Raw genomic sequence first — 12,166 nt, forward strand, 5'->3', positions numbered from 1 at the left:
TCCACGGGGCAGCAAGCCCGGGACATCACATGACAACCTTCCTGATACTGGCCACCCTGATCATCCTGATCGCCATCGGGCTTCCCGTTGCCGTGTCGCTGGGACTGACCGCCGTCGGTTTCTATGCCCTGCAGGGCGATTTCCGCATCCTGGCGATGGTGCCGCAGCGCATGTTCTCGGCAACCACCGGGTTCACCCTTTTGGCCATTCCGTTTTTCATCCTGGCCGGCAACCTGATGAACACCGGCGGCATAACCGAACGGATCTTCCGGTTCGCCGATGCGTGCGTGGGCCATGTGCGCGGCGGCCTCGGACAGGTGAACGTTCTGGCCTCGCTGTTCTTTTCCGGCATGTCCGGCGCTGCCGTCGCCGACGCGGCGGGCCTGGGTCAGGTCGAACTGAAGGCCATGGCGGACAAGGGCTACGATCCCGAATTCTCGGCCGCGATCACGGCCGCCTCTTCAACCATCGGGCCGGTGTTCCCGCCCTCGATCCCCTTCGTTCTCTATTCCTCGATCACCGGCGTCTCCGTTGCCAAGCTGTTTCTGGCGGGCGTCGTGCCCGGCGTTCTCATGGCCCTTGCGCTGATGGCCTCGGTCTGGATCATCGCCCATCGCAGGGGCATGCCGAAACGCCACCGCATCGACTGGCTGGAAATCGGCCGCAGTTTCCTCGGCGCGGCCCTGTCGCTGCTGACGCCGGTCATCATCATCGCCGGCATTTTCGGAGGGATCGTCACGCCCACCGAGGCAGGCGTCGCGGCAAGTGCCTATGCTCTGGTCCTGTCGATGTTCGTCTACAGGGAAATCACGGTCCGGGACCTGCCGGGCATCCTCTGGGAAACGCTCCAGCATACGATCCGCGTGATGTTCGTGATTGCGGCGGCCGGGTTCTTCGGCTGGCTGCTGATCCATCAGCGCATCCCAAATCAATTGGTCAGCAGCCTGATCGGATTTTCCGACAACCCGGTCGTCATCATGGGCATCGTGGTTGCGATCCTGCTGGTGCTGGGGATGTTTCTGGAAGGGATCGCGGTCATTGTCCTGACGGTGCCGCTGTTCTACCCGGTGATGACCCAGATCGGCGTGGATCCGGTGCAGTTCGGGGTCATCATGATCATGTGTTCCATGGTCGGCTTGCTGACACCGCCGGTGGGCATGGTGCTGTTCGCCGTGTCCTCGATCGCAAAACTGAGCGTCGGGCGTCTGTCGAAAGCCCTGCTTCCCTATCTTGCGGGGCTCTGTGTCGTGCTTCTGGCCGTCATCGCCTTTCCGGCCGTGTCGACCTGGCTTCCCAACCTTCTGCTCGGAAACTAGCCATGCTTGCAACTATCGACAGGATTGCCGGATTCATACTGCGTGCAATTCCCGTTTTCTGCCTGGCTGCATTGTTCCTGCTGCTGCTGACCAACGTTATCGCGCGAACATTCCAGCTCGCCGGGTTCTCCTGGTTCGATGAAATCGTCCAGGGGCTGTTCGCGTGGATGGTCTTTATCGGGGCCGCCGCCCTCTGGCGGGAAAGGGACCATTTCCAGGTCGACTGGCTGGAGCGGTCCCTTCCTGCGATTCCGGCGCGGATCCTGCGTCTGGTGACAACGCTGCTCGCGATCTGTTTTCTGGTCGTGATGACGGCATATGGCGCCGACCTGACACGCAGCGCGAAAGCCCTGACGCCCATTCTGGGGCTGCCGACCGCCTTGTTCTACATCACCATCCCGCTCTCCGGGGCGGTGATGCTCATCTACTCTTCAGCCGAACTGCTCAGGCTTCTGACCGGCTTCAATTCCTCCAGGGAGACACAACAATGATCTTCGATCACCGCACATACACCTGCCGTCCCGGCACGATCCGCAAGCACATGAAGCTCTATGAGGAAAGCGGCTGGGCAACCCAGTCCAAACATCTCGGGCAACCCATTCTTTACGGCGCGGTCGAGACGGGCAACGTCAATTCCTACGTGCATGTCTGGGTCTATGAGGACGCGGCCGACAGGGCGGCGAAACGGGCTGCACTGGCGGCCGATCCCAAGTGGCAGGAATATCTCAAATTGAGTTCGGACGCAGGCTACCTGGTCGGTCAGGTCAACACGATCCTGACCCCGGCCTCGTTCTTCAAGATGCCGCAATTCTGAGCAGGTACCTGCCAGACTTCCGCCAGCCGCCACCGGGCCCTGAACGGGCCGGGTGGTGGCTGGCGAGGAAAGCGCGGGGGCCGGTCTGCCCGGCTCAGATCAGATCAGCTAAGGTCAGATCAGATCAGATCAGGTCAGATCAAGCCGACCATCCGTTCCAGGTTTGCCATCGCGCGCACGCCGTCATGGATGTCCGGGGCTGACGACTTTTCCTGACGGAAGGCGGCGGCAACGTCGGTGATCAGGGCGTGGTAGCCCTTGTGATCCTCGTTGGCGGCAGCCGTAAAATTCGGCGTCCAGGACAGGGTGTCCGATGTGTCCGACAGGGTCGCGTCCGGATCGTCCGCCTTGAACGGCGGATCGCGGTAGCAGGCGACGTTGATGATGTTGTCGACTTCCAGGCGGATATGATCGCCCATGATCTGGATGGATTCCATCGGCGTGCCCCGGGACTGGACGGTGCCCATGACGATGGTGCCGATGACCCCGTTGACGCATTCGAAATTGAGATGGAACAGCAGATGGCCCGGCTTCGGCTCGATCTTGCGTAGCGCCATGTCGCTGAAATCGCTGCCTGCGAACCAGGGGATGAGATCCATGTAGTGGACGCAGTGGTGGAGGTAGAACCCGGTATAGTCGACCTCGCCGGCGAAATAGGTCGGCGCGGTCATGTAGCTGCCGGTGATGCCCAGAACCTGGCCGAAATCCCCCTTGCGGAGGACATTGCCGGCCATCCGGTTGCCGGTCGAATAGCGCTTCATGAAACCGACCAGAACGGGCTTGCCGGTGCGCTCGGAAGCGGCCGCGATCTCTCTTGCCGCGGCGGTGTCCTTCGCCGGCGGCTTTTCAAGAAACACCGGCAGACCGTGCTCCAGGGCAGCAATGGAGGCGACATGATGGAGATCCGGCCCGACGGCCATGCCGATGGCGTCGAGGCCCTTGTGGGCAATCAACTCGCGGTAATCCGTGTAGACGGCATCGGCGCCATATTGCCAGGCGGCGTTCGCGGCCGCTTCCTTGTTGACGTCGCAGACGGCGGCGATGTTGATGTCGTTGCGGCCAAGCTGGGGCATCAGCATCTGGGTGGCGTGGCGGCCGCAGCCGATCCATCCGATGTTCAGGGTCATTGGGCGTTCTCCGCCATGGCAAGGCAGGAGCGTATAAGCGCCAGCCCGGCTTGCAGTTTTCCGGTTTCGTCCTCGCGCGGCGCGCGCCAGTGGGCGATGGGCAGGCCGACCCGGTCGTCGTCCCTGCGGAAGGGTTCCAGAGACACGGGGCCGTCATAGCCGATGTCGGCCAGGGCCTTCATGATCACGGGCCAGTCGAGATGGCCGGTGCCGGGGAAGCCACGATGGTTCTCGTTGGCCTGAAAATGGACGACGCGCGATCCTGCGGCCCGGATCGCGTCGGGGATGGAGCGTTCCTCCATGTTCATGTGGAACGTGTCGAGCACGATCCCGAGGCCCGGATTGTCGACCGCGTCGCAGACCTCGATCGCCTGCCGCGTGGTGGAGACGATATCGGTCTCGAACCTGTTCAGGGCTTCCAGCGCGAACACACAGCCGGCGTCGGCGGCACCCGGCGCCACGGCGGCGAGGCCTTCGATCGTCCTGTCGGCACGGGCTCTGATGTCGTCGTCCGACCAGGGGACCGGCGGGCGGCCCGCGAACACCATCGGCTCGCCATAGAGCGGGCCGCCGATAATGCGGGCGCCGAGCGCGGAGGCAACCTCGATACAGCGTTTCAGATAGTCGATGCCCCCCTGACGGCACGCCGCGTCGCCGCTGGCGATGGAGCGCTGGAGATTGACACGGGCCGCCAGCACGACGCCGAGGTCCGCGTCCTGCAGGGCACGGGCGGTCTCGCGCAGGTCCAGGTCGTCGTCGGGCTCGGGAACCAGCAGTTCGACGAAATCGAAGCCGAGCTCGCGGATGTGCCGGAAGAGACCCAGGTCGGCGCGGGTGAAGGGTCGCACGAATTGCATGGAAATGATGCCGACGGGGTTGTTCACTTTCAATTGCCTTTTCATTGTCATCCCTTGACCGCGCCCTGTGTCAGGCCGCTGATCAGGCGTTTCTGGACGATCAGGAACAGGAGGGTCGCGGGCATGGCGCCGATGATGCCGCCAGAGGTCAACAGACCCCATTCGACCTCGTATTCGCCGATAAGCGTCTGGATGGCGACGGTGATCGGACGGACATTCCGCCCGCCCAGGGTGAGAGCGTAGAGATATTCGTTCCACGCGGTGATGAAGATGTAGATGCCGGTGGCGATGATGCCCGGCGTGCACAGCGGCAGCACCACGCGCCAGAGTGCGCCGAGCCGGCTGCAGCCGTCTGTCATGGCGGCTTCGTCCAGGCTTTTCGGGATGCCGTTCATGTAGCTGGTCATCATCCACACGGAGAACGGAATGGCGACCGTGGCGTTGGCGATGATGAGCGCCAGGTGAGTGTCGAGAATGCCCAGAACGCGCATCATCACGAACAGCGGCAGGATCAGCAGCACCACCGGGAACATGTTGATGATCAGGAACTGCAGCAGCAGGTAGCGTTTGCCCCGGAACGAGAAGCGGGAGAAGGAGTAGGCGGCGGTCACGCTCAAGGTGAGACCGACCACGACGGTGCCGCCCGCGATGATGAACGAGTGGATCAGGTTGGTCAGAAAGCCGACGGTGGCAAACAGCCGGATGTAGTTTTCAAGGGTCGCCCCGATCAGGCTCGGGCCTTCGGTGAACAGGCGGCTTTCCGATGTCAGAGAAGTCAGCAGCATCCAGAGGTACGGCCCGAGTGTGAAGGCCAGGATGAGCAGCATCGGCAGATCGACGGTCAACAGCCGCCGCAAAAGGGATTTGCGTCCAACCATCAGTCAACGGACCTCCCTGCGCGGCGAAGATAGACGATCACCAGTCCGAGCAGCATCAGCGTGAACAGGACGGCAAGCGACGAGCCGTAGCCGAAGTCCAGATTGGTGCGCGCCTTGATGAAGGCGTAGAGCGGCAGGGTGTAGGTGGCATAGCCGGGTCCGCCGCCTGTCATGACGTAGATCACGTCGATCGAGTTGGCGACCCAGATCGTCCTGAGCAGGACGGCGGTGATCAGCACGCCGGAAATGCCCGGCAGGGTGATGTGCCAGAACTGGCGCAGCGGGCCGGCGCCGTCCAGGGAGGCGGCCTCATAGTAGCTGCTCGGGATCGATTGCAGGCCGGCCAGGATCATCACCGCGAAGAACGGAAAGCCCTGCCAGGTCAGCGTCAGGATGATGGCGTAGAGAGCGGTGTCGGGATCGGCGAGCCAGGGGACCGAGGCCTTGATCAGGCCCAACCGAAGCAGGAACTCGTTGAGGATGCCGTAATTGGCATCGTAGATCCACACCCACATCAGCGCGATGACCACGCTCGGCAGCGCCCAGGGAATGATGATCAGCGCTCGTGCGAGAGGCCGCCAGGCGAATTTCTGATTGAGCAGCAGGGCCGTGGCGAGGCCGAGCAGAAGCTGGGCGGGGATGGTCACGGCAATCCAGATGACCGTATGCCTGAGCGAAATCCAGAAGACCTCATCCTGGAGGGCAGCCGCGAAGTTCTTCAGCCCGACAAAGGAGAAGTCCTTCGGTTTCCAGAGAATATAGTCGTGCAGGCTCATCCAGGCGGCCTGGATCATCGGAAAGAACACGATGGCCAGTGTCACGAGGACTGCGGGCGAGAGCAGGGCGTAGGGGAGAACCTTGCGCGCAAGGGCCGCCCGGCCTGGTGGTCTGGATCCGGGTTGGACCGCCGCTTCGTCGATGGTGGGCATGGTTGAATTTCCATTCGGTGCGGGAGGTGTCTCCCGCACGCAGTTCAAGTCTTTCGTCTGCCGTTTTCAGGCAAGTGCTGTTTGTGTCCGTTGGAAAAGGGGACGGTCGTTGCCGGACAACGTGCCCGCCAACGACCGCCCAGGGAGGACTCAGGGATTGTAGAGCTTGTCGATTTCGGCGTTCATCTGCTCCGCGGTGATCTCGCCGGTCAGGGCGCGCTGCATGTTCACCGGCCAGACCGTGTTGACGAAGTCCGAAGTTTCCGGCGTGTTCGGCAGCAGGTTGGCGAAGGGCAGCGACTGGACCGTCGCATCGACGAAGCGTTTCTCGTGCAGTGTCCAGCCTTCGGAGTCCGTTTTGGTGACAGGCAACTGGCCGGTTGCCTTGTTGAACTCGGCGTTGTTGCCGGCGGTCGACAGGAAGGAAATCCATTTCCAGGCGGCGTCCTTGTTTTCCGCCGTGGAGAAGACAGCCGTGGATTCATCGCCGAAGGAGGTCCAGTGACCGCCGCCGCATTCCGGAACGGTCGTTGCGGACACCGCGTTTCCAAGCGCCTCGACCATGCCGTTGGACGAGCCGATGTGGTGGATCGTCATTGCGGTCTTGCCGGCCTTGAACGCGCCGGTGACTTCCTTGAAGCCGTCATTGGGCGCGGACGGCGGGAACACCTTGTCCTTTTCGAACAGGTCCACGACCCACTGGGTTCCGGCAACGCCGGCATCACTGGTCAGGCTTCCGGCGGAGAAATCGACACCGCGCGAGAGCACCAGACTGCCCCAGTGATCGTGACCGCCCTTGCCGCCCCTGAAGCCGAAGCCGTAGACATCAAGCTGGCCGTCGCCATCGGTGTCGCGGGTGAGCTTCATGGCGACATCGCGGAAGTCGTCGCAGGTCTTCGGCACGTCGAGACCAAGTTCTTCGAGCATGTCCTGCCGGTAATAGAGATAGAGCACCACATATTGAACCGGCAGGTAATAGGTCTGGCCGTCGGAGGCCCTGGTGAGGTTCAGGAGATTGTCCTGCAGGTCGGCCTTGCCGTCCCAGGCGTCGATCCGCGCGCCGATCGGTTCCAGCGCGCCCATTTCGACCAGACGCGGCTGGGCGAACATCTTGACCATCGCGGCGTCCGGCGCATTGCCGGCGACAATCGAGGTGTAGAGATTGTCGTAATAGGAGTTCCAGGGAATGTTCTCGGCTTCGATCTTGATGCCGGGATTTGCCTGTTCGAACTTGGCGACCAGTTCCGACATGGGATTGTCGGCATTGTCGAAATGATACCAGAAACGGACGGTTTCGTCCGCCTGGGCGACCGTCGTTCCGGCGAGAAGTCCAACCGCGAACGCGGCCGAAATGAGTTTTGACATTGTTTCCTCCACTTTATTTCTGTTTTTGCTCAAGACCCTGTGAGTTCGCGGAAAGCCCTCCCGGCTTCCGCCGCAGCCTTGCGGGCCTCCGGCAATTCAAGGCTCATCTGCATGAAGCCGTGAACCACGCCCGGATAAAGAATGTAGGGATCGGTCCGGCCCAGGCTGCGTAGCCGGCCAACCAGATTTTCCGTATCCGAGCGAAGGGGGTCGATGGCCGCTGCGTTGAAGAACATCGGCGGCAGTTTGCGCAAGGCATCGTCCGTTGCCTGAAACGGCGACACCAGCGGCCGGGTCCGGTCGGCCGGATCGGCGGCGTACCAGTCCCAGTAGCGCATCATCTTGGCGCGCGTCAGGCCGGGGCCGTCCTTCTGGCCGAGATAGGACGCGGTTTCGAAATTCGCGTCATAGACGCCATAAAACAGAAGCGCGGCGTCCGGAGCGGGCATTTGCTGTTCCTGCATCATGAGCAGCAGGGCGAGCGCGAGATTGGCGCCGGCGCTGTCTCCGGCCAGGGCTCGAGGTCCCGAACACCCGGCCAGCTCTGACTGTCCGGCCGCGACGGCATTCCAGACCGTCCGGCAATCCATCAGGCCGGCGGGGTGGGGGGCTTCGGGCGCAAGCCGGTAGTCGAAGGTCAGCACATGAGCACCTGCCTCCAGCGCCAGCAGCCGCGCGGAGCGTTCATGGGTCGTCATGTCGCAAAAGGCCCAGCCGCCGCCGTGAACGAACAGGATCAGGCCGTCGGCCTTTTCGGGGCTGAGCAGGCGGCAGGGGATCGAATGTCCGTCGTCGGCGGTGACGGCAAATTCCGTGACGGACAGATCGGGAAGGTCGCTGTTCCAGCGAAGATTGGTCCGTTCGGCAAGCTCGCGGCCTTGCCGCGCCGGCAGAAGCGTCGGATCGCCGAGGCCGGCGTCTTCCCTGGCGAGGCGCTCGAGGATCCATTGCATCCGCTGTGTCGGGATCAGGTCCGCGTCCGAGGGCAGGGGCATAGGCAGGGTCGCGGACATCATTTGGCCGATCCCGATTTCTCTGGGGCCAATTTCTCTGGACCCGTGTCCGCATCGACGGCGAGAATGCTCGGGCCGAAATCCACGATCGTGGTGATGTGGCGGGACAGGGCCTCCACCGCTTGTTTCTCGTCGCCGGCGGCGAGGGCGTCCAGGATCGCCACATGGCGTTCGGCGGTCTCCACGAGACCCCGGTTCGGCTCGGAATTCAGGATCTTGTAGCGGTGATTGTGAATGAGGCACCGGCGCAGGATCGGGCTGACGCTGGGCATGTCGGCGGCGTTGTAGAGATTGAGATGAAAATTCCGGTCATGGAGGGAGAGCCGGTATTCGTCGCCCTCTTTCGCGGCCCGGCGCATGGCGTCCAGATCCGCTTCCAGTTCCTTGCGCAGAAGCGGACCGAAGTGGTTCAGGACACGGATCACGCCCCGGCACTCGATGTCGTGACGGATCAGGATCAGTTCGCGGGCATCCTCGCCGCGGCTGTCCGCGACGAAGGTGCCCCGATGGGGCAGACGCTCCACCAGACCATCCGTCTGCAGGAACATCAGCGCTTCGCGAATCGTGCTCTGGCTGCATTCGAAGCGATCGGCCAGTTGCAGTTCCAGGATCGCGGCGCGCGGAGGCAGGTGCCCCAGCATGATGTCCTTCTGGAGTTCCTCGAAGATCGCATGGCTGCGCTTGGTGGCGCGGCGCGGCTGCTGCCGGGCGTGCCCGGATTTTCCGTTTTCCTGAGTGTCGAAGCTTTCCGCTGCCATGTCTGTGATCTGCTGCTTGAATATCGATAACGTTATCGATAATGTAGCGATAATGAAGCGGCGACGCAAGCGAAAGCATCGCGGCAAATGGACAACGCGGTTGCAGCCCGGACGGCAAAAAGCGGAAAACCGCCGATGCCGGGCCGGGAACACCGAACCGGAAGCAGAGCTGCCGAAAGGCGCGGGAGGACAGAATTGGCCGCTATCGAGCTAGACAAAATCGTCAAGAACTACGGATCTTTTCGTGCGGTCAAGGGAATCGACCTGGATGTCCGGGACGGCGAGTTCGTGGCCTTCGTCGGTCCTTCGGGCTGCGGCAAGAGCACGTTGCTGCGGATGATCGCGGGTCTTGAGGAAATTTCCGGCGGCACGCTGAAAATCGACGGCAAGGTGGTCAATGACCTCGAGCCGAAGCATCGCGACATCGCCATGGTGTTCCAGGACTACGCGCTTTATCCGCATATGTCTGTTGCCGACAACATCGGTTTCGGCCTGAGAATGCGCGGCATGTCCGCCGGGGAGCGGCGGCGCCAGGTCGAGGAGGCCGCCGACATTCTGCAGATCACCCAGCTTCTGGACAGGAAGCCGGGACAGCTTTCGGGCGGTCAGCGCCAGCGTGTCGCCATGGGCCGGGCGATCGTGCGGCGACCGAAGGTGTTCCTGTTCGACGAACCGCTGTCTAATCTCGATGCCAAGCTGCGTGTCGACATGCGCACCCAGATCAAGCGCCTGCACAGCATGCTGAAAACGACGATGGTCTATGTGACGCACGACCAGGTGGAGGCGATGACGCTCGCCGATCGTGTGGTCATCCTCAAGGACGGTGAGCTGATCCAGCAGGGTGCACCGGTGGATGTCTATACGGTGCCGGAAACGAGGTTCGTCGGCGAGTTCATCGGCTCACCGAAGATGAATGTACTGGAAGCGAAATCCGGTACGCTGGACGGCAAAAGCGCGGCGCTTTTCGGCGAGACGCGGATCCCGCTCGGGCAAACACAGCTCGCCGACGACCGCCGGATCCTGGTCGGTGTCCGGCCGGAGCACCTGATCCGCTGTCCCACCGACGAGGCCATGATCCGGGTAACGGTCGATGTGCTGGAGCCGCTCGGTTCGGACACGATGGCGATCTGCATGCTTGGCGATCAGGAGATCACCGCCCGGCTCGCACCGGACCCCGACCTCAGGCCCGGCACGCGGCTCGATCTGAAAGTAAAGCCGGCGGACATTCATCTCTTCGACGCTTCGACCGGCAACCGGATCTGACCTGCGTCCGATCCGGTTCGCCGCGACACGCGCTAGCGGCCGATGGCGTAGGCCTGCATGAGCCTTGGTGTGGCGCCTGCCTTCAGCATTCCGTCCGCCTCGCGTCTGGCGGCGGTCAGCCGGCCGATGGTCCAGTTGCCCGAAACCTCGACCGAATGGCCGCGCGCCCTGAGCTCCCTGATCGTGTCGGCGCTGAAATTGCCTTCCGCCATCAGGTGGCCCGGCTGGCGCTGGCGCGGGTGGAAGGATGTCGGAAAATGGGTGGTGTGGAACAGCGGCAGGTCGATGGCCTCCTGCAGGTTGAGCCCGTGATGAACGAGGCGCAGGAACAGGGACAGCTGCCACTGGTCCTGCTGGTCGCCGCCCGGCGTGCCGAAGGCGAGCGTCGGCCGGCCTTGGTGGAAGGCGAGGCTCGGTGTCAGCGTGGTGCGCGGGCGTTTGCCCGGCGCCAGGCTCGCGGCGAGCCCCTCTTCCAGCCAGTACATCTGCGCCCTTGAATTGAGGCAGAAACCGAGGGAGGGAATGATTGGCGAGGATTGCAGCCAGCCGCCCGACGGCGTTGCCGCGACCATGTTGCCCCAGCGGTCGATGATGTCGAGATGCACCGTATCGCCGCGCCGCTCCGACAGATGCGCCATGGTCGGCTCGTAAATCCCGGTATCGGCGATCCCGGCCCGCTCGATCATCGCCATGCTGCGGGCAACCTGGTCCTCGAAACCGGCAAGCGTGCCGGGACGCAGGTCGAAGGACGCGCTGCCCGAGATCAGCTCGCGGCGGGCGGAATTGTAGTCTTCGCCGAGCAGCTTCTGGAGCGGCACGTCGATGAAGTCCGGATCGCCGTAATAGACCTCGCGGTCGGCATAGGCGAGCTTCATGGCTTCTGTGACGTGATGGACGAAATCCGGCCCGGCCGGGTCCATCGCGCCGATGTCGAACCCACGCAGAAGCGCGAGTGACTGCAGCAGAACCGGGCCCTGGCCCCAGGGGCCGGTCTTGGCGACGGTCCAGTCGTGGTAGTCGTCCGTCAGCGGGTCTTCGTAAGTGGCCTGCCAGTTGGCCAGATCGTCCCGTGTCAGGACACCCTTGTGCTTGCTGCCCGAACCGTCCATGACCTCGGCGGTTTCAAGAAAGCTGCCGATCTCCTCGGCGATGAAGCCCCGGTAGAAGCAGTCGCGCGCGGCGTCGATCTGCTGCTCGCGGCCGCTCTTGCTCTCGGCTTCATCAAGCAGACGTTTCCAGGTCTGCGCCAGCACCGGGTTGCGGAACAGCTCTCCCGTCTTCGGGGCCTTGCCGCTCGGAAGCCAGGTCTGAAAGGAGGTCGGCCATTCCTTTTCGAAAAAATCACTGAGGCCGGCGATGGTCGAAGCCGTGCCCGGCAATGTCGGCTGGCCGTGTTCGGCGTAGTAGATCGCGGGTTCCAGAACATCGCGCAGGCTGAGCGTGCCCCGGTCGCGCAGCATCAGCATCCAGCCGTCGAAGGCGCCCGGAATAACGGTCGCGAGCAGGCCGTTGCCCGGGATGAGGGACATGCCCTCGGATTTGTAGTGCGCAATGGTCGCCCCTGCAGGGGCCGGCCCCTGGCCGCAAATGACCTTGGTCTCGTTGGTCTTCGCGTCGTGGAAGATGACCGGGAGATCACCTGCGGGACCGTTCAGGTGCGGCTCGAGAATCTGCAGTACGAGACCGGTCGCGACCGCCGCGTCAAAGGCGTTGCCGCCCTTTTCCAGGATGCTCATGCCGACGGCGCTGGCAATCCAGTGGGTGGAGGTAACGACTCCGAAGGAGCCGGTTATTTCGGGACGGGTGGTGAAAGTCGACATGATCTACTCTTTTGGGTTGAAAAAAC

Annotated in this window: 12 protein-coding genes; 4 read left to right on the forward strand and 8 right to left on the reverse strand. The window is 63.0% G+C overall.

Annotated elements, in window-relative coordinates:
• Positions 1 to 29 precede the first annotated feature (29 nt).
• Genes AC0VX3_RS07855 through AC0VX3_RS07865 form a run of 3 tightly spaced genes read left to right on the forward strand, consistent with a single transcriptional unit; the run spans position 30 to position 2,130 of the window.
• A complete protein-coding gene (locus AC0VX3_RS07855) occupies positions 30 to 1,316 on the forward strand; it encodes a TRAP transporter large permease (protein WP_475524232.1) in 1,287 nt (428 codons plus the stop codon).
• Between the two features lie 2 nt (positions 1,317 to 1,318).
• On the forward strand, positions 1,319 to 1,807 hold the full coding sequence (locus tag AC0VX3_RS07860; protein ID WP_475524233.1) for a TRAP transporter small permease: 489 nt from the start codon (positions 1,319 to 1,321) through the stop codon (positions 1,805 to 1,807).
• Positions 1,804 to 2,130 carry an NIPSNAP family protein gene (locus AC0VX3_RS07865; protein WP_475524234.1) on the forward strand — a complete coding sequence of 109 codons (327 nt, stop codon included), beginning with the start codon at positions 1,804 to 1,806 and terminating at the stop codon, positions 2,128 to 2,130. The genes AC0VX3_RS07860 and AC0VX3_RS07865 overlap by 4 nt, the downstream gene beginning before the upstream one ends.
• 134 nt (positions 2,131 to 2,264) lie before the next feature.
• On the opposite strand, the gene AC0VX3_RS07870 is transcribed toward AC0VX3_RS07865, so the two are convergent.
• From AC0VX3_RS07870 to AC0VX3_RS07900, 7 genes are all read right to left on the reverse strand, one after another.
• The gene (locus AC0VX3_RS07870) at positions 2,265 to 3,257 is read right to left on the reverse strand and encodes a Gfo/Idh/MocA family protein (protein ID WP_475524235.1); all 993 of its coding nucleotides are present in this window, start codon (positions 3,255 to 3,257) and stop codon (positions 2,265 to 2,267) included.
• Positions 3,254 to 4,141 carry a sugar phosphate isomerase/epimerase family protein gene (locus tag AC0VX3_RS07875; RefSeq protein WP_475524236.1) on the reverse strand — a complete coding sequence of 296 codons (888 nt, stop codon included), beginning with the start codon at positions 4,139 to 4,141 and terminating at the stop codon, positions 3,254 to 3,256. Before AC0VX3_RS07875 ends, AC0VX3_RS07870 begins: the two co-directional genes overlap by 4 nt.
• A 20-nt stretch (positions 4,142 to 4,161) precedes the next feature.
• Complete coding sequence (locus tag AC0VX3_RS07880; protein WP_342893193.1) at positions 4,162 to 4,995, reverse strand: carbohydrate ABC transporter permease; 834 nt, start codon at positions 4,993 to 4,995, stop codon at positions 4,162 to 4,164.
• Positions 4,992 to 5,921 (reverse strand): carbohydrate ABC transporter permease, encoded by a 930-nt coding sequence (locus AC0VX3_RS07885; protein WP_475524237.1) that lies wholly within the window; start codon positions 5,919 to 5,921, stop codon positions 4,992 to 4,994. Before AC0VX3_RS07885 ends, AC0VX3_RS07880 begins: the two co-directional genes overlap by 4 nt.
• A gap of 150 nt (positions 5,922 to 6,071) precedes the next feature.
• A complete protein-coding gene (locus tag AC0VX3_RS07890) occupies positions 6,072 to 7,286 on the reverse strand; it encodes an ABC transporter substrate-binding protein (RefSeq protein ID WP_475524238.1) in 1,215 nt (404 codons plus the stop codon).
• Between the two features lie 29 nt (positions 7,287 to 7,315).
• Positions 7,316 to 8,302, reverse strand: coding sequence for an alpha/beta hydrolase (locus AC0VX3_RS07895; RefSeq protein ID WP_475524239.1), 987 nt, complete (start codon positions 8,300 to 8,302; stop codon positions 7,316 to 7,318).
• Positions 8,299 to 9,057, reverse strand: coding sequence for a GntR family transcriptional regulator (locus tag AC0VX3_RS07900; RefSeq protein ID WP_475524240.1), 759 nt, complete (start codon positions 9,055 to 9,057; stop codon positions 8,299 to 8,301). Before AC0VX3_RS07900 ends, AC0VX3_RS07895 begins: the two co-directional genes overlap by 4 nt.
• Before the next feature lie 195 nt (positions 9,058 to 9,252).
• Between AC0VX3_RS07900 and AC0VX3_RS07905 the strand changes: the two genes are divergently transcribed.
• The gene (locus AC0VX3_RS07905) at positions 9,253 to 10,320 is read left to right on the forward strand and encodes an ABC transporter ATP-binding protein (protein WP_475524241.1); all 1,068 of its coding nucleotides are present in this window, start codon (positions 9,253 to 9,255) and stop codon (positions 10,318 to 10,320) included.
• Between the two features lie 32 nt (positions 10,321 to 10,352).
• Here the strand turns inward: AC0VX3_RS07905 and AC0VX3_RS07910 are convergent, their stop codons facing one another.
• Entirely contained in the window at positions 10,353 to 12,140 is a 1,788-nt protein-coding gene (locus tag AC0VX3_RS07910) for a gamma-glutamyltransferase family protein (protein ID WP_475524242.1), read from the reverse strand.
• Between the last annotated feature and the right edge of the window lie 26 nt (positions 12,141 to 12,166).

Source organism: Roseibium sp. QJM3NY_11, from assembly GCF_056173175.1.

Coding starts and splice junctions, on each gene's coding strand:
- AC0VX3_RS07855 (WP_475524232.1), top strand. CDS start 30: ATGACAACCTTCCTGATACTGGCCACCCTGATCATCCTGATCGCCATC.
- AC0VX3_RS07860 (WP_475524233.1), top strand. CDS start 1,319: ATGCTTGCAACTATCGACAGGATTGCCGGATTCATACTGCGTGCAATT.
- AC0VX3_RS07865 (WP_475524234.1), top strand. CDS start 1,804: ATGATCTTCGATCACCGCACATACACCTGCCGTCCCGGCACGATCCGC.
- AC0VX3_RS07870 (WP_475524235.1), bottom strand. CDS start 3,257: ATGACCCTGAACATCGGATGGATCGGCTGCGGCCGCCACGCCACCCAG.
- AC0VX3_RS07885 (WP_475524237.1), bottom strand. CDS start 5,921: ATGCCCACCATCGACGAAGCGGCGGTCCAACCCGGATCCAGACCACCA.
- AC0VX3_RS07890 (WP_475524238.1), bottom strand. CDS start 7,286: ATGTCAAAACTCATTTCGGCCGCGTTCGCGGTTGGACTTCTCGCCGGA.
- AC0VX3_RS07895 (WP_475524239.1), bottom strand. CDS start 8,302: ATGATGTCCGCGACCCTGCCTATGCCCCTGCCCTCGGACGCGGACCTG.
- AC0VX3_RS07900 (WP_475524240.1), bottom strand. CDS start 9,057: ATGGCAGCGGAAAGCTTCGACACTCAGGAAAACGGAAAATCCGGGCAC.
- AC0VX3_RS07910 (WP_475524242.1), bottom strand. CDS start 12,140: ATGTCGACTTTCACCACCCGTCCCGAAATAACCGGCTCCTTCGGAGTC.